The sequence below is a fragment of the Photobacterium kasasachensis genome (genome assembly GCF_050336885.1).
Classification (GTDB): Bacteria; Pseudomonadota; Gammaproteobacteria; order Enterobacterales; family Vibrionaceae; genus Photobacterium; species Photobacterium kasasachensis.
This window is the reverse complement of sequence record NZ_JAKJSH010000007.1, coordinates 154936-175432: the sequence shown is the minus strand read 5'-3', so window position 1 is coordinate 175432 and position 20497 is coordinate 154936. Positions and strand designations below refer to the sequence as shown.

Below are 20497 nucleotides of genomic sequence, written 5' to 3'. Positions count from 1 at the left end.
GTTTGATGCTTATGCCAGACGTCAAACTGATTAAAAGTCGTAACTTAAACTGATGGTGCTGTAAATTTCGCTGTTGCTGCTGTCGGCCGCAACGTTAGAGTTGTTGATATATTCGGTATCAAGCAGCAATGATACCTGCGCCATGAGCTGGTTCTTGAGATAGCCTTTGACGTTGGTTGTTGTATTCTCTTCACCGTAGTCGATGCGAAGTTCACCGCCTAGTTCGAACCTGTCATTAAGCTTAGAGCTTCCTTCGAGGAAGGCGTTGGCAATAACCTCGTCTTCTTTCTTACTGGGTAAGTCAGGATCGAAGTCTTGTCGTTGTGAAAAACGATAACCCGGACCGGCACCAATGCTGAGTGTCGTGTCTTCTTCGTCAATGAGGGTCGCACCGAAACCGGTAGCAATAGTTAGCTGCTCGCGGTAGGTCGCATACAGATCGTGCTCGTACTTGCTGTTGGAGTAGACAAACCAGTTATCATTGACCAAGTGCTTCATACCGTAGCTAAGATTGTATTTATTGGTCCCGTCGCTGTCTTCGTTTCCTTTGGTGTAGTAGGTGGAAAACTCGCCCTTCTGTTGCCATTTATCCTTGTCGTAAATAATGCTGGCGCCAGAGTTGGTAGACATCGAGGTTTCATTGGTTTTGCTGAAGATAAATCCGAGCTTGGCGTTGCCGCTCCACGGCGACTCGACAACAGATGGCTCGTCAAGTTCTTCAGCTTCGTCATCACCCCAAGTGGGCGCGGAAATAAGGCTAATTGCAGTCAGTAGTACAAGTGCTCTCATGTTTATTGCTGGTGTTTGCTGGTTGAATTATGACCTCATTGTAAAAAGCAGAATATTGCACATGTCAGCATGATGTAATTTCTGGGGGTGGGAAATGTATAGGTTCGGAGCGAGTTATACAGCGAGAGCAATGGTAAGCAGTGGATGAATGGCTGCAGCATTTATTATATAAATTCGTATGTAATAAATAATGCGCTCGAGACAGGGAGTGAGCGCATTATAGTTAGTTGGATGTGTCTATTTTGTCAGTTTGCTTAGTCAGTCTTCAACCAGTACTACGATCAGCTCTTTTGGGCCGTGGGCACCGTAGGCCAGTGTCTGCTGAATATCAGCCGTTTTAGATGGCCCAGAGACTAAAATGGCATTGGTTGGCATGCCGATATGCCAGGCTTGTTTGTTCATGAGTTCGGCAAAGTTGCTTACCAGTGTTGAGCGCTTGAGAAGTGCGATGTGTATTGGTGGGACCAAGGATAGAGTGCGTGGCTCCTGGCTGTCGGGCCACAATACCAGCGTGCCCGTGTCGGCAATGCCGGCCAGGCAGTGGGTGATCCCGGCATCAACCTGCTCGAATAGCTCAGTTTTCCACTGACTAACCTCACGCTCAAAAGAAACTGATTCAACCTGCTTTGTGGCTCCATCAATTGCAGACTGAAACTCACCACCTGTGCCCAGGGCGATGTGGTGGAGCTGTTTGTCGGCAATGATCTGAGCAAGTATGTCGCAGAGTTTTTCGGCGTTAGTGGAAATCACATCGGCATGGCTGGCAGTGATCCCTGCGATAAATCGTTGCTCAAGCTCTTCTTCCGATGTTGCAGCCCACGGCTGATAAGTATGACCCTCAGCGCTTTTGGGTGTTGCACCTGCGTTACGAAGGCGAGATAAAATTGATTGTCGTGCTGTGCTCATTGTTCTCTCCTTCATTTTTTTTGTGACTTAAGCAACTGATGCAAGGTTTTGTCCGCAGGCTTTGGTGCGGTCCGGCATTGGGTCCAGGCTCCGAGGTTATTTGGCATTAGGGCTTTGAGCTTTGTTGCTGCCAATGTACCCGTGTGATAAAGCGTTGGGTGAGTTGCCGCATAGGCAAATCCCTTCATGGCTAGCTTTTCGGTTTTATTGGCAGCCGCTTCCTGGCCGTCAATGGCTTGGGCTCCCTCGTTCGGTGGATTCTTGGCTTCATGGCGCAGTCGCTGCAGGAGCTCGGGGATCGGGATCCGGACCGGGCAGACTTCACCGCAGGCACCACATAGGCTCGAAGCTGTAACCAGATCTTTGGTTTTATCCAGTCCCATCATATGCGGTGAGATGATTTTACCGATAGGCCCCGGATAAACAGTGCCGTAGGCGTGGCCGCCAATACGGGTATAAACCGGGCAGTGGTTCATACATGCCCCGCAGCGGATACACTGCAGCGTTTTTCGCATCTCTTCGTCACGATAGGCCTGCGAGCGGCCGTTGTCGAGCAAGACGAGGTGGACTTCTTCCGGGCCGTCCAGTTCACCTTCGCGGCGCGGGGAGGTGATCATGTTAAAATAGGTTGAGATCGCCTGACCGGTAGCCGAGCGGGTCAGGGCGCTGTATAGAGGTGGAACATCTGACAGGAACTCGACCACTTTCTCGATGCCGGTTATAGCGATATGGACGTCGGGCACAGTGGTACACATTCTGCCGTTGCCTTCATTTTCCACCAGGCACAATGTGCCGGTTTCGGCAACCGCAAAGTTAACACCGGACAGGCCGATATCTGCATCATGGAATTTCTGGCGCAGCCTGCTTCGGCCAGTCTGAATTAATTCATCGACATCAATGGTTGGAGTGAAATCATCAAGGTTATGTTCGAAGGTATCACTCACTTCCTGTTTGTTCTTGTGAATCGCCGGCATGATGATGTGAGAAGGCTTGTCACCGTCAAGCTGGACAATGTATTCGCCCATATCACTTTCGAGGCACTCTATACCGAGCTTTTCCATTTCATGATTCAGCTCGATCTCTTCGCTGACCATTGATTTGCCTTTGACGATTGTCTTGGCGTTATGGGACTGGGCAATAGTGGCGATAATACTATTGGCCTCGTCGGCGTCTTCTGCCCAGTGGACCTGAATACCGTTCTTCAGGCAATTAGTTTCAAGTTGTTCCAACAAATCGGGTAGCTTGCTTAGGCAACGCTGGCGGATAGCCTCAGAAAGGTTGCGAATATTGTGTTCTTCATTGGCATCAGCAAAAGCCGTTTTCCGTTTGTCCCGGAGGTAATCCATCGCACCGCGGAAATTCTGTCGTAGCTGTTGGTCCGCCAATGCTGATTTGGCTTGCGGGTGGAAGAATTCTGGCCCTTGGGCGTTTTCATGTTTCATGCTTACTTTCCTCCGGTTCTTTCCAGCAGGAAGCTGGCAAGGTGGCGGCCGCGCATTGACTTGCCTTGGTAGTCCAATGCCCCGTTAATGTTCAGCAGGCAACCCCAGTCGGCGCTCACCAGCTCATCGGCCTGGGTATTCGACAGGTGGTGGGTTTTGTCTTCGACCATAGCCTGGCTGATATTAGGGTGGCGAACGGCAAAGGTACCGCCAAAGCCGCAGCACTCGCTTTCGTAGTCTTGTTCACGAAGCTCGACATTTTTCAGCTGGTTGAGTAGCTGGGTGGCGGTGACATGGACATTCATTTCGCGACGGGCGGCGCAGGAGGTGTGCATAACGACAGAGGTTGATTCACCGCGGTCATTAAGCTTGATTCGGCAAACATTGACAAGGAACTCGGTGAGTTCAAAAACACGGTCACAAAAGGTATCGACCTGTTGCTGCTTTTCATCTCCTTTGAATAGACGACGATAGTGGTGGTGCATCATTCCGCCGCAGGAACCGGACAGAACGATGACCGGCCATTGCTCTTCAAACAGTGCCATCTGGCTGAGAGCGACTTGCTTGGCTTCACTGTCGTAGCCGGAGCTATAGGCTGGTTGGCCGCAGCAAGTTTGCTTCTCTTTGAAAATGACCTCGATCCCCTGCTGCTCTAACAGCGTAATGGCATCAAGACCGGCTTCCGGGTCGAACATGTCGACCAGGCAAGTTGCGTAGAAATAGACTTTTTCCGGCTTGGCAGGGTAGATTCGCATCTTGAACTCCTTGAAGGCAGGTAAGCTATTCCATCCGGTCCAGTGAAACTGCTCTGGGAAGCGACTCTTGTTCACTGGGGCCGAATGGAATAGCTGTGTTGCTCGTCGTTAGTGACTTTCCGTGTACTCGTTGTGTTGTAGTGTTAGCTCATCAGGGCATCGGTAATGTGGAAACCATAGACGATGGTTAGACCAATCACACCTGTCACGATGAGGTAGTAGAACGTTGGGATAACTGTTTTACGTAGAGTTGCACCCTCGCGGCCAAGCAGACCAACGGTAGCTGATGCGGCGACCACGTTGTGGATAGCAATCATGTTACCTGCCGCGGCACCGACTGCCTGTAGGGCAACAACGGCGGCACTCGAGATAGTCAGGGTTTGGGCAACCTCAAACTGGAACTGGCTGAACATCATGTTTGATACTGTGTTCGAGCCGGCGATGAAGGCACCCAGGGCACCGATAGTCGCACTTAGGGCAGGGAAGAACTCACCAACCAGTCCTGAGGCAAAGTTTGCTGTTGTCACTGGCATACTGGCTAGGTCAGCGGCGTTAACGCCCGAGTTGATGAAGATTCGTACCATAGGAATGGTGAATACCAATACAAAGCCGGCACCGATTAGCGTTTTGCTTGATTCACCAAAAGCCTTCACCAGCGGCGACACTTGGCGAGATTGCAGCAGTACAGCCAGCAGGGCTACGAACACCAGGATACCGCCCGGTAGATACAGAGGTTGGATGGCAGCACTGATCCCGGCTTCACCTAGGATGTCACCAAACGACAGGCTGACACTTTTCAGGAAGTTCTTGAAGTCAGCACTTACACGGCTGGCAACTAGTACCACAGCCAGAAGAACATATGGGGCCCAAGCAAGTGCCATGTTCATTGGCTTTTTCTCGTTTTCAGTCAGATCCATCTTCAGAGAACCCAACCATTCAGTCGGCCACTTGTCTTCACTTTCAAAGTCCCAGTGATTCTTAGGCACCAAGAAGCCATTCTTGGCAGCGGTAACTACGATAGCCAGACCAACCAGACCGCCGATTAGTGATGGGAATTCAGGACCAAGGAACACGCCTGTTAATGCGTAAGGGATGGTGAACGCCAGACCGGCAAAGATGGCGAATGGCAGAATTTCCAATCCTTCTTTCCAGCTTTTGTTCTTACCAAAGAAGCGGGTCAACATCACAGCCATCAATACCGGCATTAATGTACCGACAGTGGCATGGATAAGAGCAACATTGGTGGTGATTTGTTGGAGGTAGATATCCCAGTTAGAGCCGTTTGCGACTAGGGTCTCGGTAATATTGTGTGTATCAAGACCTTTGTTTACACCCACGATGATAGGTGTACCGACGGCGCCGAAAGAAACCGGCGTAGACTGGATCATCATACCCATAACAACTGCGGCAAGCGCCGGGAAACCGATAGCAACCAAAAGAGGGGCAGCGATAGCAGCAGGTGTACCGAAACCAGAGGCACCTTCGATAAATGAACCGAAGCACCAGGCGATAATGATTGCCTGTACGCGTCTATCGGTTGATATATCGGTAAAGCCACTTCTTATAGTAGCTATTGCCCCGGTGTGCTTAAGGGTGTTAAGCAGGAATATGGCACCGAAGACGATCCAGAGTACGGCAACGGTAATAGCGAGTCCTTGCAGGGTGGAAGCGAAAACCCGGTTGGCAGACATATCCCAGAAATAAAGGGCAATGCCGACAGTGAGTAGAAAGGCCACAGGCATAGCGCGTTTTGCTGGCCAGTTAAGGCCGACCAGTAAAACAGCAGCGACCAATATGGGTGAAAAAGCGAGTAACGCAAGTAGGGTATCGTTCATGGTAGTACATCCTTCGTACAGCTGTTTCGTGTTTGACCTATTCAGGTCTTGTTATGGATTGTAGGGTGTTTGTTAATGTGGTGTGACGATAACCCTTTATTTTTTTTTGATATAGGGAAATAATGAAAAAGATTAATTCCAAAAGTTGATAAATGATGGCTAAAACAGATGATTTGATCCTCTTCGCCCAAGTGGTGGAATGCGGTTCATTCAGCAAGGTGGCTGAATTAAATTCCCTTACAAACTCAGTGGTTAGCAAACGGATTGCGAGGCTGGAAGAAGACCTTGGTGTCCAACTTTTGTACCGGACAACCCGAAAGTTAACAGTTAGTGAAGCAGGTAAAGTTCTTTACCAGGGTGCCAAAAATGTGAAGCAGGCAGCACTCGAAGCGGTTGACGCGGTCAGCGGATATGGCGAAAAAGTCAGCGGTCATGTCAAAATGTCAGTGCCGACTATCTCCGGAGACCTTTTGCTGGCTGATGCAGTGGCTGAATTTTGCACCCTGCATCCCGGTATGACAGTTGAAATGTCGCTGAATAATCGCTTTGTTGACTTGGTGGAAGACGGTTACGATCTGGTGATCCGTACCGGCTACCTGGAGGATTCAAGCTTGATTGCCAGGCATATTCTTGATTCCCAATGGGTCATTTGTGCTGCACCTTCTTACATAGGTCGCCAAGGGCGGCCGATGGAACCGGAAGATTTGGTTAATCATAATTGCCTTCAATACGCCTATCAGACAACGGGGGCGGCAGAATGGCAGTTTATCGGCGAGCAAGGGAACTATATATTGCACGTAAAAGGGAATTTTTCGACGGATAATGCCACGGCTCTGCGTAAGGCGGCGCTTGGTGGCTATGGCATCGCCTATGTACCACGTTGCTTGGTGTATCATGATTTGATTGAGGGTAAGTTACTTGATCTTTTTCCGGATAAAGTCGGCAAGAAGCTTGGGATCTATGCTGTCTACCCGTACACTCGCCAACCTTCCCAGAAAATACGATTGTTGATCGAACACATCCGTAACCGTTATTTGTCGATGAGTCAGTTTTTTTAATAGCTCAGTCCTATTTAAACAAAACCTGGCTGTAGGTTTCTTGTGGTTGCTCTTGGTACCGGTCGGTAAAACACGCTTGCTGGCCGGAATCGCAATAGACTTTGTTGCTAAATGAATATCGGCTGGTATCAAAGTTCTTTGCACCCACCTCATTAATCATATTCATCATCTTGTCTTGTGCAGCCTGTCCAAGGAACTCCTTGGTAAAGGCCATGGAAATACCGTAACGGTCGACGCAGAACCCTGCTCTTTGATCACATATGATCCCATGGTCAGGAGAGAATAGATGTTCGTCAAGCCTGGTGTTCGCGTGAGCTGAATGAACACAACAGAGTAAAGCGGCAGAAACAAGCAATTTCATGGTCACAAATGCGCTCCTTATATCAGTGTCCTCTAAGTCTAGGACTACGTGATTTGTGGGTTGTTCAATATCAGAGAAAACGGGATTGGCAGTAGTGGATATACTTTCAGTAGTTATTCACATGAAGGTTGAGCCATGAACTGGTATTTCCACGTCCTTAAAAATTATGCCGTCTTTAGGGGAAGAGCACGCAGGAAAGAGTACTGGTATTTTTTCCTGACCAATGTTGTGATCAGTATTGTACTGGCCTTTCTTGATAACGCGATGGGGAACCCTGGTGCAGGAGAGGGAGCAGGTGCTTTAGGTACGGTATATTCACTGGCTATTCTTATACCGAGTATTGCCGTGGGTGTGCGGCGTTTGCATGATACCGGGCGTAATGGCTGGTGGATGTTGCTTGGTCTGATCCCGTTGGTAGGGGCGGTGGTGCTGATCTATTTCTTTGTATTGGACAGTCAACCGGGCAGTAATGAGTACGGATTAAACCCCAAAGATATTGATTCTGATTCCGTCGGGCAATTTAAGGTGTGAGTATATTGTTATCACATACAGGGCATTGCATTGCCCTGTATCTGCTTTAGTTGCTAAATATATAATTTAACAGGCTTTGAACTATAGAAGCTCACATGTTCCGTTAGCAGCATCGTATTTATACCCTTTAGTAAAAGTCACAGCCTTGTCGTTAATGCTGTAAGTTTTAACCTCATTATTAAGAGATGAGCTTTCAATAAAGTGTACGTAAGATGTCATCGTGGTTGCTGGGTTAGGTTGCTGTTGTGAATCTGTAGTTTTTGTATATTCAACTGTTACGCTTACATCTGCTAAATTCTCTTTATAAGCTAATGAGAATACGTAGTGGATTCCATCTTTATTAACATAGTACCTAGCATTATACCTATCATCGATGTGAAAACTCATGAAATTCGCATTACCAATAAAGAGTGTTTCGCTACTTGTTAATTCATCAATGTCAGCTATGTTAAATGCGGCAAACTTCCAATGCTTATTATTATTGGCTTGGCTTCTAAGATCGCCTAGTTCAACAATTTTTCTGTAAACAGGCTTTCCTTTCCAAATCTTGTTTGTCAAAGTTTCTGATGTTGAGTAAAGATCGTATCCCTGAGCTTGAGCTACTTCTCTGTGCAAGCTTTCTAAATTGTTTGAATAACTATAGGATTTCACACATAGATCCTCTTGAATATCAGGACCATTAATAATCATCCGATAATCTGCCTGAGCATATAAAGGAGCTATAGCAAGAAGTGCCAAGGTAGTATATTTCTTCATATATCATTTTCCCTTTTCTGGTAAGCCATCACAGACGCTGTTGGGCTTTTATATAAATAATCAATAAAAACAGTACACTAGGTGGTTTAAGGAACAAGGGCAACGATTAAGCATAAATGTAGAACTTATATGTGTGCTGATTCATATTTTTGCTATATAGGTGACCGTTGTATGGGCTAAAGGTATGTTTTTTGTGATAACACTTCGCTTGTTCTAAAGGAAAGACTCCTAAAGCTACCGGTGATTTAGTAGCCAATCACTACTGACTTACTGGGATCCCAATTTCCTGCATCATGAAAAGTGCATTGCTGGTGGTTGAGTAGCCCGACCGGATCTTATAGTCAAAGTAAATTCTATTACCTTGATAGTGTTCGCGGAAATAGTAGTTCTCGGCGGTGAGCATGTCATTGGTTGTGAGCTCGCATAACGCCAAATCATGGGTTGAAACTATGCCAATGCAGTTAGGGGTATTTAGTGCTTTGATGACCTGAAAGGCCCCTTCAAGTCTGTCACGGGAGTTTGTGCCACTAAAGATTTCATCAATGAAAAAGAAGGTATTGCCAGTTTTGGCAACATCAATCATCTTCTTGATTCGTATCAGCTCTGCGTAGAATGTGGATATTTTCTTATCGATATTGTCGACGGTTCTCATAGAGGTCACGATGGTAAATTGACCACAATGAAAGTTGTCGGCATTGACTGGAGCACCTGCATAGGCAAGTATTAAATTGGTCGCCACAGTTCGCAGGAAAGTGCTTTTCCCTGACATGTTCGAACCTGAAATAATCGCTGTATCTTTATTTTGTCCCAGTGAAAAATCATTGCCGATATTATTCTCTGCTTCTAACAGAGGATGCTTGATGTTCTTGGCATCAATGGTATTCGAATTATTGATTGTTGGCATTGTCCATGACGGGTTCTCATAAGACAGCACCGATAATGATGCGAGTGCTTCTATTTCGCCAATCACCTCGAACCATGTGGCAATTGAAGCGCCATTTTGAGTTTTCCATTCAATAAGTTCGTTGACGTATTGGCAATCCCACAGCAATAGTATGTTGATAAACAGGTGAACGAGCTTGTTATGTCGAAGGCTGGCTTGGTTTAGCAAATAGTTCAGTGTAGCCAGTTCAACAGAAGGTAGAGTACAGCGGTCACTCATCATACGTTTGTGTAATTCTCGTAGCCTCTGAGAGGTAAAAAGCTGCTCTTCGATGATTTTTAATAACTCGGTATAGTCTTTTAGGCTGTTTTTCTTGTTATCAAACGATGTCAACAAACTCTGGTTTTGTTTATGGTATTTCAGAACCACAAATGCTTGTAATGTATAAAACAATACCGGAAGAAAGAGCGTTTGAAAGAAGATAAATTCAGCACAGGAAGAGCCGAATGATACTATGGGTAGCAGACGAACTAGTCTTTTCTTTTGTTGTAGGCCCAGACCCGTTTTCTTGTCTCCAAGCCACGCTATTGTTTGGTTGATATTGTGACTCTTTAACTGCGATGAAGCTTGCTCCAGATTTTGTCTGAACTCGACATTGGCAGCAAGTTCTAAGACGGCGCATTGGTTTTCGTATGTGCTTGAACAGGTTTGGTTAGGCTTACGGAGCTTAGTTGCTAGTGCTTCTCGTCCGAATTTAGTATGTGAAGTATTTATCCGCTGAAAGAGAGAGCTATTGCCAAAAATATCCAAATCACTGGTAAATAAATGCTCCTCGTTTATGAAATCACTGCCGCTATCTGGAAGTGAATGCCAGCGCCCCTCGGTGCGAGAAATACCATTATTATTGATAACAATTAAGGCTTTTAGCTGGGTGATTCTTTCTTCTACTAGCAGGTGTTTTCTAACCAACAGTAAGAAGATTGTGCCTGAAATGAATATTATTGTAAAAATGGCTTCAATATAATCATGGTTATAGAGAATAGATGCTGCAGTAATTGTTGTTACTACCAACAATAATCGGAGATGACTAATGTTGCGATGGAATTTTTCTTTCTCTGCTAGTTCTCTATTGTGGTTTTGTAGTCTTTTTTTATACTCGTTAGCGGCATTGTTTATCATTTAATTAGTTTAAGTTAGTGAATGAAACGCTGAGTGAGAGTCTATGTGATATCGAGGATTAGAACATAATTAATTACCTTGATCATACCACTTTTCAAGCTTGAAGGTAAATAAAACAATCGGTTATGCGATTTTTGTCGACGTTCGGATTATGTGTGATTTTCTTAATTATGAGAACTGGGAATAGATCTTTATAGGTGGATTTTACCAATGTTCGCATAATTTCTAATTTATTCATGATGTTGATAATAATTAAAGGGAATAGATATCATTATCAAAATATTTAATACCATCTACAATTAAGCASAATAAAGCAGTTCAAATTACTCCCATATTATTATGTTTGGAGGTGGCTTGGTTGTTTCTGAAAAATAGAGCAGATGGCAAGGAGTATAATGGAAGTGCTTTGTTATGTTTGTTGGCTATAGCAATTACCTAAGATGTCACTAAAAAGGTTCGTGGAGAATCGTGATGAAAATGAATAAGGTTGCAATATCCGTGCTTACGGTATGTGTCGGCTTTTCCGGTATTGCCGTCGCATCTTATGATGATAACGACTCATATGATTACTCGTCGTATGAAAGTGATAGTTATGCGAGCACTGATACTGATAGTGGTGATGAGTATAACTCGTATGATGAACCTGTTGATGAATCTGATGATGAGTACGTTGATGATTCGTATGAAGATGATGATACAGGTGATGATGATACAGAGTATGACACCAAGGATGAACATTCTGACTACAAGCACGAAGAGCATTCTGGTGATGACGATGACGCAGACAGTAAACAGCGCTTAGCCCTTAATTTGGTAGGTAAGGGTGAAATGTATGAAATGGACGTGCCTGATATAGACGGTGATGAGCAGCCAGATCCCGCTTTTTGCTTTGATGTTGATTTGAAAGAAATTGCAACGGGGGATCTTGTCGGAACCGCGACAGATTGCTTGTCTAACATCGAGGACGGGCCCAATGGAGGGCTTCAGCTTGTCGGAACAACCTTCTTTAAATTTCCGAACGGCACCATTGTGACTCGGGGTGACACCACAGTACAACCGGCAAACAAGCCAATAGTGACACCTGAAGGTGAGGAAATAACACATATCACAGGCGCCTCCAGTGATGAAAATGCAGTGATTAAAACGTCGGGCGATTTTGCCTGGTACCAAGGTACTGTTAGGTTGTCGGGAATGGTAAACCTAACCGACTTTGGAGGCGGGGTAGGTGATCCTATCTTCTTTGACTGCCTATTTATCCTTGATTTAGATAAGATCAAGTTCAAACGTCCGTACTGGTATGACTGGTACAAAGAGCGCTACAACAGAGATCACAACTGGAGACATCACGGTCATCGACACTATGATGGCAGAGATTCATCAGATGATTCTGACAAAGGTGATAGATCCGACTACAGCAGAGGTTATGGTTCCCACTCAGGCTATTGGCGATAATCGAACGCGTCCTCCGTGGAAGCGGTAAATGGAAAGCCTAAGGCAAAATGTTTTAGGCTTTTTTATACATATCTTGCACTTGGAGCGACATTTTCCCTCTTTTTAGCTACTATCATCCCACGATTTATTCTGGTGATATTGATATGAGAATTTCTGTTGATGGTGGCTCCTTCAAGGTCGCGATTGAAACTGAGTTTGAAGGGCTAGTAGACGAGGCATCGGTTATCTATAACGAGGCCCTTAAGCAGACGAAATCTAACGATAAAACGATTTTACGCTTCTTGCAGACCATCCTTGAGCACCGAGATAGCGACGATGCCATCGGCTATGCGGTATTGGGTTTGCTGGGTTGGTATCACGCGACGATTAACCCGGTAGAAGATAAAGATATCGAGCTGAACTTACCGAAAATCTTGCCTCACCTTATTAACCCGGCTGGCGATTTAGCTGCCTTCAGTGCCAGTGAAAAGGGCACGTTTTTGCATTAATGAATAATGCTCCTGTCACCATTGCTGTACGAAAGAAGTACAGCAATGGTGTTGGTTAAAAACTTTAGTGTTTACGCTTTCGCAAACTGATAGGTACGATAGCCGCCAATTAAGTTGCGTGCCTGATAGCCGTTGTTGACGAGCTGACGATAGGCAACGTTACCACGCAGTCCCACCTGACAAATTACGATGATTTCTTTATCTTTAGGCAGTTCATCCATACGATGGCGCAGGCTGTCGACCGGGATGTTTATCGAGCCGTCAATAAAGCCAACGTTTTCCAGTTCAGCGGGATTGCGGACATCCAGCAGCAGCTGGTTATCGGAAAGCGTCTCTATTTCATCAAAATGAATTGGCTTGGCATCGCCCTTGATGATGTTGGTAGCAACAAAAGCGGCCTGGTTAATCACATCTTTGGCGCTGCCATAAGGCGGAGCATAAGTAAGTTCTAGGTGCTGTAGCTGTTCAACCTTCATACCGGCGCGTTGTGCCACGGCCATCACATCGATACGCTTGTCTACACCGTCTTTGCCCACAGCTTGTGCACCAAGGATCTTGCCTGTTTCAGGATCAAACAGCATCTTGAACGAGACGATCTCCGCACCGGGGTAGTAGCTGGCATGGCTTGCGGTATGAACGTAAACTTTTTCAAAGCGGGTACCTTCACGCTTGAGTGTTTTTTCATTCTTACCGGTCGAGGCAACGGCAAGATCGAAGATCTTACAAATCGCGGTGCCTTGTGTACCCTGGTAGGTTTCGTTGCGGCCAAGCATGTTGTCTGCTGCCATACGACCCTGGCGGTTTGCCGGGCCAGCAAGCGGGACAAGAGTCTGTTTACCTGTCACGAAATCAGCTTCTTCTACGGCATCACCAACGGCGAAAATAGCTGGATCGCTAGTTTGCATATGCTCGTTGGTATAGATACCGCCAAGCTCACCGATTTGCAATCCGGCTTCTGCGGCAAGGGTCGTTTCCGGACGAACACCGATAGCCATGATCAAGATATCAGTGTTTAGCGTATCGCCATTATTCAGGTTCAGTGTTAGTTCGCCACAGAGATGCTGGTGCTCTGCGCTCTCGCCGGCATCCTCGTTGGCGACAGATCCGCCAGAGATGTACTCGACAGATTCGAGAGCAATACCCAAGCGCAGATCGATGCCTTTATCGCGAATTTCTTGATGCGCAAAGCCTGCCATCTCCCTGTCAACTGGTGTCATGACCTGATCGGCCATCTCGACCAAGGTGGTCTTGATACCGAGCTGGTGGAACGCTTCCATCATTTCGAGGCCGATAAACCCGCCACCAATAACGGTAGCGTGTTCCGGCTTATTCATCTCGATCGTCTTAATGATCTTATCCATGTCCGGAATATTACGCAGAGAGTGGGTCAGCGGGTTATCAAGGCCAGGGATAGGCGGGATAACCGGCGCAGCACCGGGACTCAGTAGCAGGAAGTCGTAGCTTTCGACATACTCACTGTCATCCAGGGTGTTGCGGACGGTAACCGTTTTGTCTGCACGATTGATGCTGACCACTTCGTTCATCACCCTCACATCGACATTGAAGCGGGCGAGGAAGCTTTCAGGCGTTTGCAGCAGCAGCTTACTGCGATCTTTGATGTCGCCACCAATGTGGTATGGCAAGCCACAATTAGCAAATGAAACGAATTCACCGCGTTCAAACATGATGATTTCGGCGTCTTCGCTGAGACGACGAGCACGGGCAGCAGCAGATGCGCCGCCAGCTACGCCACCGACGATGAGGATTTTGGTCATTACACTCTCCAGTAAAATTAGACAATGCTGAAAGTCATTACGGCTTCGTCTTGTTTCTAGCATTGGATATCACTATAAAACCATCAATTAGCAATGTCTAATTTAAATTTATCTAATTTACTGTTGACTATAAGTCATACTTTAGTAATCTCTAATTTAACGAGGGCGGGAGTCGAACGAATTGAGAGAGTAGGAGAGTGTGATGGGTTTTGAATTTCCGTGGGATGCCTTGTTTGGAGGCATGCTTTTAGGGTTGTCTGCCAGCTTGCTGTTGATGGTTAGCGGCAGAATTGCCGGGATCAGCGGTATTGTATCAGGCCTGCTAAAGCCGGTCAGTGGTGAAATTTTATGGCGGGTGCTGTTTGTCATAGGGATGATAACCAGTGGGCTGCTGGCCACTCGTATTGGGTTTGAATTACCGGAATCATTGCCTGTCAGTTCTTTCTTTTGGGTAGGTATCGCAGGATTGCTGGTCGGTATAGGGACCAAAATAGGTAATGGATGCACCAGCGGCCACGGTATTTGCGGGATGGGACGTTTGTCTGGCCGCTCAATTGTCGCCACATGTGTATTTATGGCAGTTGCTATTGTAACTGTGTTCGTTCGCATGCATCTGCTTTAAATGGCCTTAACTCGGAGATTAATAATGAAAAAGTCATCACAGGCAATTGCCTCACTTTTCGTTGCCCTTGTATCTGGTGTCTTGTTCGGCATGGGGATGATGATTTCGGGCATGGTTGACCCGCACCGGGTTATTGGCTTTCTGGATATTACCGGCGCATGGGATCCGAGCCTGATGTTCGTGATGGGTGGCGCATTGGCGGTGTTCATGCCGATCTATCTACTGGTGATAAAGAAACGTTCCGCCCCTGTATGCAGCGAACGATTTCAATTGTCAGAGAATCGTATGATTGATAAGAAGCTGGTGGGCGGTGCAGCAATGTTTGGTTTAGGCTGGGGGATTGCCGGAATTTGTCCTGGACCGGCTGTAACATCAATCTCAGGCCTGAACCCGTCGATGTTAGTGTTTATCGCTGCAATGCTGTTGGGTATGGTGATAGCTAATTTAGCGGTCAATAAGTACGGTAAGGCTAAGCCTGAAAAGGTTAGTGTTACTGCGCGAAGCTAAGACGGTATAGAAATCAGTAAAAGGGCGCAATTAAGTGCCCTCCCCACCAAAAAAATAACTAACAAACTAACTCGATTACTCCTGATTGAACCACTGCAATGATTCGCTCAATGTCGTCACGCTGCCGATAACAATCAAGGCCGGGCTTTGGGCGCTTTTTGCCACTACGGGCAGATTAGCCAAACTACTTGTGAGTACACGTTGCTCTTTACGAGTGCCGTTTTCGATAATGGCACATGGCGTGTCTGAGGATAAACCGTGCGTGATCAACTTGTCGCTAATATGACCACTTTGCTTGAGCCCCATATAGAACACCAGCGTATTATTTGATTGTGCCAGTGATGCCCACTCGATTTCTCGGCCATCTTTTTGTACGTGACCAGTAATAAACTGAACACTCTGTGCATGGTCTCGATGTGTTAGAGGGATCCCCGCATAAGCAGTTGCCCCTGCCGCTGCTGTGATGCCCGGAACAACTTCATATTTGATGTCGTGCTTGCTCAGCTCTTCCAGTTCTTCGCCACCACGACCGAAGATAAAAGAGTCACCGCCTTTTAGCCGAACGACACGTTTTCCAGCCTGCGCTTTGTCGACCAGGATCTGGTTGATCTGGTCTTGGGGAACGCAGTGGTAGTCTAGCTTCTTACCGACATAAACCATTTCGGCATCAGGGCTCGCCAGCGCTAAAATTTCCGTTGATACCAGACGGTCGTAAACCACGACATCAGCTTGCTGAATCACCCGGTGCCCCTTGACGGTAAGCAAGTCTGGATCACCCGGTCCTGCACCAACAAGGGAAACAAAACCGTTGTTTAACGATGTGTGATTGGTCATAGCAACGCCTATCAGTTCAAATTTGGGTATAAAAAGTAGAACTCAGGGCTAAGGGGCCGGGAAACTATCCTAAGGAGTTATTACTTTTTATAGCCAAAACAATACAATACATGGCGAAAGTTAAGGTTGGCCCCGCACAGTCTGCACAGGGCCAAATTATGTGATTATTTAGTGCTAAATGCAGGTTCTGCGTGAATCTCTGCATCGTTTTCTACGTCAATAGCTGGTGCTGTTTTTGCGTGAGTCAGATATAGAGGAACACACGTAAATAGCAGGCCACCAACTAGGTTACCTAGCACTGTAGGAATAAGGTTCCAGTTCAACCAAGTCGCAACACCGAAATCGGCGCCTAGCATCATGCCTAGTGGGAACAGGAACATGTTTACTACTGCGTGCTCAAATACCAGTGCGAAGAAGATAAAGATTGGAAGCCACATCGCCGCAATTTTGCCAGCGACAGAGCGAGCTGTCATGTTACCTATAACGCCCAGACAAACCATTAAGTTACAAAGAATGCCTTTAACGAAGACGGTGATCCAGCCATCCATTCCATGTTCGGCGTAACCCACAGTACGAGCTGTTGCAGCTGCAATGAATTTTTGACCGACAGCACCGGCTTCGACGCTGAAGTTTGTTGTGAAGGTTAATGCGATAAGGAAAGCAACAAGCAGTGAACCGATAAGGTTGCCCAGGCCTACATAACCCCAGCAGCGCAGGATACGGCTCCAGGTGATGCCTTTGCGGTTTTCAAATTTAGCCAGTGGTGCAAGACCGAAAACACCCGTCAGCAGGTCATAACCCATCAAGCTAAGAATACAAAAGCCTACCGGGAAAACTAGCGCTCCGACAATCCCTACACCGGTTTGTACGATAGTTGTTATGGCGACAACCACGGCCAGAGAAAGGATAATACCTGCCATCATGCCACGTAAGACTAGGTCACGCGTCGATGTGCGTACTTTTGCTTCGCCAGTGTCGATCATCGTCTGAACGAATTCAGCAGGTTTGTTATAAGACATAATAATCCTTATTATCAAAAGTTTAAAAATTAAAAGTTAAGATTGAATAGACAAAGGCTCCCTGCATCTCACTTTCCTCTCCGAAAAAATCCGGCCCGAAGCAAGAAGCCTTTTAGCTATTAAATCTCGACGACTGTTAGCTTAAGCTGCAATTTCTACTTTGCTGCCAGTCACACGAGCTTTAAACGCTTTGATATTGAAGCGCTCATCCTCCATGCACGCGCCAGTGGCCAGATTGAAGCGCTGCTTCTTTAGCGGACTGGCTACCCAAAGCTCGCCCTGATGTTCACAGATAAGGCCGCGTGATAGCACATTGGAACGGGCAAATGGGTCCATATTGCTGATGGCAAAAACCTGCTCTGCATCGCTTGGGCGGAATACCGCGACCTGCTGTCCATTGATCAGTGCGCAAACACCGGTTCCCGGGGCGATGTCGGTGATATCGCAAACTTGTTCAAAAGCCATGATTAGTTCTCCAGTTCCACGTGTAGGATGTCGCCTTTGGCCTCAGGGTGTTTTTCAGTGAATGTTGCCGGGCGGTGTTGGTCACGTTCAGAAACGAACACGACGTTATCGTCACGCAACTCTGAGTTGATGAAGTGAGCAAAGCGAGTCAGTTGTGATTCGTCTTCAATAGTGTCTTTCCACTCACAGCTGAACTCGTTAACCAGACGGGTAACATCGGCTTCCAGTTGGGTATTGATGCCAAGTTTGTCGTCGATGATCACTTCACGCAGGTAGTCCACTCCGCCTTCCATGTTATCCATCCATACCGATGTGCGCTGTAGCGGCGCAGCCGTGCGGATATAGAACATCATGAAGCGGTCGATGTACTTAATTAGCGTTTCCTGGTCCACGTCGGTAGCCAGAAGGTCTGCGTGACGAGGCTTCATACCACCGTTACCACAGACATACATGTTCCAGCCGGCATCTGTAGCGATGATGCCCAGATCCTTACCCTGTGCTTCAGCACATTCACGGGTACAGCCAGATACACCAAACTTCATTTTGTGAGGAGTTCGGATGCCTTTGTAGCGGTTCTCGATATATGAACCCAGCCCGACAGAATCTTGTACACCGTATCGACACCAGGTCGAGCCAACACAGGTTTTTGCCATGCGCAGCGCTTTAGCGTAGGCCTGACCGGTTTCGAAGCCCGCGTTGATAAGCTTGCGCCAGATCGCTGGTAGGTCATCTTTTTGGGCACCGAACAAGCCGATACGCTGGGCACCTGTTACTTTGGTGTACAGGTTGTACTCTGCCGCCACATTGGCCAGTTCTGCCAGCGCTTGTGGTGTAACTTCACCGCCAGCCATACGCGGAATGACCGAGTAGGTGCCGTCTTTTTGAATGTTGCCCAAGAAGTTGTCGTTGGTGTCGTGCAGTTTGACCAATTGTGGCTTTAGAATGTGTTCACCCCAGCAAGACGCCAGAATCGAACCAACCAGAGGTTTACACACTTCACAGCCATAGCCTTTACCGTATTTATCCAGCAACTCGTCGAATGTTTTGATTTCTTCGACGCGGATCAAGTGGAAAAGCTCTTGGCGCGAGTAGGCAAAGTGTTCACAAACATCGTTCTTCACTTCGATGCCGGTTTTTGCCAGTTCAGCGTTCAAAACAGAGGTAACCAGTGGGATACAACCGCCACAGCCAGTGCCTGCACCGGTAACGGCCTTGATGTCAGCCATTGTATGGTGACCATCAGCAACCGCTTGTGCAATTTTGCCTTTGGTAACATCAAAGCAAGAACAGATAACAGCACTTTCAGGTAGTGCGTCCGGGCCTAGGGCTGGCTTTTCAGCTCCAGCATGCGCTGGCAGGATCAGTGTGTCAGGATGCTCTGGCAGGTCGATTTCGTTCAGCATCAGCTGAAGCAGGTCGCCGTAGTCAGAGGTATCGCCAACCAGTACGGCTCCAAGTAGCTTTTTACCGTCTTCGGAAACGATAATGCGCTTATAGACTTCTTCGTTTTCGTCAAGATAGACGTAGCTTTTGCTGTCAGGTGTGCGGCCATTGGCATCACCGATGCTGCCTACTTTAACGCCGAGCAGCTTGAGTTTGGCGCTCATATCAGCGTCTTTGAATGCGTTCTCTTCGCCAATAAGGTGGCTGACAGCTACCTGGGCCATTTTATAACCCGGTGCGACCAGGCCGTAGAATTTTTCATTCCATGAAGCACACTCACCAATGGCGTAGACATCTTCGTCAGAGGTGATGCACTGGTCGTCGATAGCAATACCACCGCGACGGCCAGTTGCCAGTCCGCACTGCATGGCTAGCTTGTCTTGAGGACGGATACCTGTTGAGAAAACAATGAAGTCAACTTCTAGCGAGGTACCGTCTGCAAACTGCATGGTGTTACGGCCATTGGTGCCTTCCGCAACAATTTCTTTGGTATTTTTGCCGGTGTGAACATTTACCCCGAGCTTTTCGATTTTCTTTCGAAGCTGTTCACCGCCCTGAGGGTCGAGCTGCTCGGCCATTAGCACAGGAGCAAACTCGACAACATGGGTTTCTACACCGAGTGCTTTAAGAGCGCCTGCAGCTTCAAGGCCAAGCAAGCCACCGCCAACAACCACACCGCTTTTACTGCGTTTTGCTGTTGCTTCGATGGTTTTGAGATCTTCGATGGTGCGGTATACGAAGCAGTCCTTGCTTTCATTGCCTTTGATTGGTGGAACCCAAGGGTAGGAGCCGGTGGCCATGATGAGCTTGTCGTATTGAACTTCGCGGCCTGTGCTGGAGTGGATGATTTTTTGAGCGCGGTTGATGGTAATAGCACGTTCACCGATAAGAACCTTGATGCCATGTTTCTCGTAGAAACCTTCTTTGACCAATGAAAGTTCTTCGGCTGTGTGGTGGGAGAAATACGAAGACAGGTGAACCCTGTCATAAGCTTTTCGTGGTTCTTCACAGAAAACTGTTACGTCATAGTTTTCCATGTCTGCTTTATCGATTAGTTCTTCGATATAGCGATGGCCGACCATACCGTTACCGATAATCGCCAATCTGACTTTGCTCATAAGATCCTCTTAACAACAGGCGTTAATTCTGAGGCAATAGTAATAAGTCAGATTGTGAATAAATATGACGTAAATCAACTACGACTTTGAATACCTCTAAAGGGGTATGCAGCTAAAAATCAATGGCTTATGTGTTTTGTGGTGATTTTGATGCACATGTTATGAAGGAATATTACATCTTTATAACCGCTATAATCATGAAAGAATATGCAATTTGTTTAATTCAGGGCAGAAGAAATTGCTGATCAAATCTTGCCCTCGTAAAACGGATAAATGGTG

At 46.9% G+C, this 20497-nt stretch carries 19 protein-coding genes; 6 read left to right on the top strand and 13 right to left on the bottom strand.

The annotated features are described in order from the left end of the window. Positions 1-30 precede the first annotated feature (30 nt). From L4D19_RS10640 to L4D19_RS10620, 5 genes are all read right to left on the bottom strand, one after another. Complete coding sequence (locus L4D19_RS10640) at positions 31-789, bottom strand: DUF481 domain-containing protein (protein WP_428452438.1); 759 nt, start codon at positions 787-789, stop codon at positions 31-33. A 258-nt stretch (positions 790-1047) separates the two neighbouring features. Next, positions 1048-1695, bottom strand: coding sequence for a LutC/YkgG family protein (locus L4D19_RS10635; protein WP_428452437.1), 648 nt, complete (start codon positions 1693-1695; stop codon positions 1048-1050). 11 nt (positions 1696-1706) lie between these two features. Then, complete coding sequence (locus L4D19_RS10630; protein ID WP_428452436.1) at positions 1707-3137, bottom strand: LutB/LldF family L-lactate oxidation iron-sulfur protein; 1431 nt, start codon at positions 3135-3137, stop codon at positions 1707-1709. A gap of 2 nt (positions 3138-3139) precedes the next feature. Beyond that, complete coding sequence (locus L4D19_RS10625) at positions 3140-3892, bottom strand: (Fe-S)-binding protein (protein WP_428452435.1); 753 nt, start codon at positions 3890-3892, stop codon at positions 3140-3142. A 143-nt stretch (positions 3893-4035) separates the two neighbouring features. After that, positions 4036-5727: an L-lactate permease gene (locus tag L4D19_RS10620; RefSeq protein WP_428452434.1), complete on the bottom strand. Its 1692-nt coding sequence runs from the start codon at positions 5725-5727 to the stop codon at positions 4036-4038. A gap of 155 nt (positions 5728-5882) precedes the next feature. Here L4D19_RS10620 and L4D19_RS10615 point away from each other — a divergent pair, with 155 nt between their 5' ends. Next, positions 5883-6785 carry a LysR family transcriptional regulator gene (locus L4D19_RS10615; RefSeq protein ID WP_428452645.1) on the top strand — a complete coding sequence of 301 codons (903 nt, stop codon included), beginning with the start codon at positions 5883-5885 and terminating at the stop codon, positions 6783-6785. A gap of 10 nt (positions 6786-6795) precedes the next feature. Here the strand turns inward: L4D19_RS10615 and L4D19_RS10610 are convergent, their stop codons facing one another. Further along, positions 6796-7146 (bottom strand): YcgJ family protein, encoded by a 351-nt coding sequence (locus L4D19_RS10610; RefSeq protein ID WP_428452644.1) that lies wholly within the window; start codon positions 7144-7146, stop codon positions 6796-6798. A gap of 135 nt (positions 7147-7281) precedes the next feature. Here L4D19_RS10610 and L4D19_RS10605 point away from each other — a divergent pair, with 135 nt between their 5' ends. Continuing rightward, positions 7282-7677 carry a DUF805 domain-containing protein gene (locus L4D19_RS10605; protein WP_428452433.1) on the top strand — a complete coding sequence of 132 codons (396 nt, stop codon included), beginning with the start codon at positions 7282-7284 and terminating at the stop codon, positions 7675-7677. Positions 7678-7758: 81 nt separating this feature from the next. Here the strand turns inward: L4D19_RS10605 and L4D19_RS10600 are convergent, their stop codons facing one another. Further along, positions 7759-8433 carry a hypothetical protein gene (locus L4D19_RS10600; protein ID WP_428452432.1) on the bottom strand — a complete coding sequence of 225 codons (675 nt, stop codon included), beginning with the start codon at positions 8431-8433 and terminating at the stop codon, positions 7759-7761. 259 nt (positions 8434-8692) lie between these two features. Beyond that, complete coding sequence (locus tag L4D19_RS10595) at positions 8693-10495, bottom strand: MutS-related protein (RefSeq protein WP_428452431.1); 1803 nt, start codon at positions 10493-10495, stop codon at positions 8693-8695. A 471-nt stretch (positions 10496-10966) separates the two neighbouring features. On the opposite strand from L4D19_RS10595, the gene L4D19_RS10590 reads away from it, so the two are divergent. Both L4D19_RS10590 and L4D19_RS10585 read left to right on the top strand, forming a co-directional pair. Then, positions 10967-11947, top strand: a complete 981-nt coding sequence (locus L4D19_RS10590) for a hypothetical protein (protein WP_428452430.1) — start codon at positions 10967-10969, stop codon at positions 11945-11947. Between the two features lie 143 nt (positions 11948-12090). Further along, the gene (locus tag L4D19_RS10585) at positions 12091-12435 is read left to right on the top strand and encodes a hypothetical protein (RefSeq protein ID WP_428452429.1); all 345 of its coding nucleotides are present in this window, start codon (positions 12091-12093) and stop codon (positions 12433-12435) included. 71 nt (positions 12436-12506) lie between these two features. On the opposite strand, the gene L4D19_RS10580 is transcribed toward L4D19_RS10585, so the two are convergent. Further along, positions 12507-14210, bottom strand: a complete 1704-nt coding sequence (locus L4D19_RS10580; protein ID WP_428452428.1) for an FAD-dependent oxidoreductase — start codon at positions 14208-14210, stop codon at positions 12507-12509. 202 nt (positions 14211-14412) lie between these two features. Here L4D19_RS10580 and L4D19_RS10575 point away from each other — a divergent pair, with 202 nt between their 5' ends. Continuing rightward, positions 14413-14832 (top strand): YeeE/YedE family protein, encoded by a 420-nt coding sequence (locus L4D19_RS10575; protein WP_428452427.1) that lies wholly within the window; start codon positions 14413-14415, stop codon positions 14830-14832. Positions 14833-14856: 24 nt separating this feature from the next. Further along, positions 14857-15339: a DUF6691 family protein gene (locus L4D19_RS10570; RefSeq protein WP_428452426.1), complete on the top strand. Its 483-nt coding sequence runs from the start codon at positions 14857-14859 to the stop codon at positions 15337-15339. 75 nt (positions 15340-15414) lie between these two features. Here L4D19_RS10570 and cobA read toward each other — a convergent pair whose 3' ends face one another. From cobA to nirB, 4 genes are all read right to left on the bottom strand, one after another. Next, positions 15415-16173, bottom strand: a complete 759-nt coding sequence (cobA, locus tag L4D19_RS10565; RefSeq protein ID WP_428452425.1) for a uroporphyrinogen-III C-methyltransferase — start codon at positions 16171-16173, stop codon at positions 15415-15417. Between the two features lie 164 nt (positions 16174-16337). Next, the gene (locus L4D19_RS10560; RefSeq protein ID WP_428452424.1) at positions 16338-17192 is read right to left on the bottom strand and encodes a formate/nitrite transporter family protein; all 855 of its coding nucleotides are present in this window, start codon (positions 17190-17192) and stop codon (positions 16338-16340) included. Between the two features lie 141 nt (positions 17193-17333). After that, on the bottom strand, positions 17334-17657 hold the full coding sequence (gene nirD, locus L4D19_RS10555) for a nitrite reductase small subunit NirD (protein ID WP_428452423.1): 324 nt from the start codon (positions 17655-17657) through the stop codon (positions 17334-17336). A 2-nt stretch (positions 17658-17659) separates the two neighbouring features. Beyond that, complete coding sequence (gene nirB, locus L4D19_RS10550; RefSeq protein WP_428452422.1) at positions 17660-20218, bottom strand: nitrite reductase large subunit NirB; 2559 nt, start codon at positions 20216-20218, stop codon at positions 17660-17662. Positions 20219-20497: the final 279 nt, after the last annotated feature.

Coding starts and splice junctions, on each gene's coding strand:
- L4D19_RS10595 (WP_428452431.1), bottom strand. CDS start 10,495: ATGATAAACAATGCCGCTAACGAGTATAAAAAAAGACTACAAAACCAC.
- nirB (WP_428452422.1), bottom strand. CDS start 20,218: ATGAGCAAAGTCAGATTGGCGATTATCGGTAACGGTATGGTCGGCCAT.
- L4D19_RS10590 (WP_428452430.1), top strand. CDS start 10,967: ATGAAAATGAATAAGGTTGCAATATCCGTGCTTACGGTATGTGTCGGC.
- nirD (WP_428452423.1), bottom strand. CDS start 17,657: ATGGCTTTTGAACAAGTTTGCGATATCACCGACATCGCCCCGGGAACC.
- L4D19_RS10635 (WP_428452437.1), bottom strand. CDS start 1,695: ATGAGCACAGCACGACAATCAATTTTATCTCGCCTTCGTAACGCAGGT.
- L4D19_RS10620 (WP_428452434.1), bottom strand. CDS start 5,727: ATGAACGATACCCTACTTGCGTTACTCGCTTTTTCACCCATATTGGTC.
- L4D19_RS10610 (WP_428452644.1), bottom strand. CDS start 7,146: ATGAAATTGCTTGTTTCTGCCGCTTTACTCTGTTGTGTTCATTCAGCT.
- L4D19_RS10605 (WP_428452433.1), top strand. CDS start 7,282: ATGAACTGGTATTTCCACGTCCTTAAAAATTATGCCGTCTTTAGGGGA.
- L4D19_RS10600 (WP_428452432.1), bottom strand. CDS start 8,433: ATGAAGAAATATACTACCTTGGCACTTCTTGCTATAGCTCCTTTATAT.
- L4D19_RS10575 (WP_428452427.1), top strand. CDS start 14,413: ATGGGTTTTGAATTTCCGTGGGATGCCTTGTTTGGAGGCATGCTTTTA.
- L4D19_RS10585 (WP_428452429.1), top strand. CDS start 12,091: ATGAGAATTTCTGTTGATGGTGGCTCCTTCAAGGTCGCGATTGAAACT.
- L4D19_RS10580 (WP_428452428.1), bottom strand. CDS start 14,210: ATGACCAAAATCCTCATCGTCGGTGGCGTAGCTGGCGGCGCATCTGCT.
- L4D19_RS10625 (WP_428452435.1), bottom strand. CDS start 3,892: ATGCGAATCTACCCTGCCAAGCCGGAAAAAGTCTATTTCTACGCAACT.
- L4D19_RS10630 (WP_428452436.1), bottom strand. CDS start 3,137: ATGAAACATGAAAACGCCCAAGGGCCAGAATTCTTCCACCCGCAAGCC.
- L4D19_RS10640 (WP_428452438.1), bottom strand. CDS start 789: ATGAGAGCACTTGTACTACTGACTGCAATTAGCCTTATTTCCGCGCCC.
- L4D19_RS10560 (WP_428452424.1), bottom strand. CDS start 17,192: ATGTCTTATAACAAACCTGCTGAATTCGTTCAGACGATGATCGACACT.
- cobA (WP_428452425.1), bottom strand. CDS start 16,173: ATGACCAATCACACATCGTTAAACAACGGTTTTGTTTCCCTTGTTGGT.
- L4D19_RS10615 (WP_428452645.1), top strand. CDS start 5,883: ATGGCTAAAACAGATGATTTGATCCTCTTCGCCCAAGTGGTGGAATGC.
- L4D19_RS10570 (WP_428452426.1), top strand. CDS start 14,857: ATGAAAAAGTCATCACAGGCAATTGCCTCACTTTTCGTTGCCCTTGTA.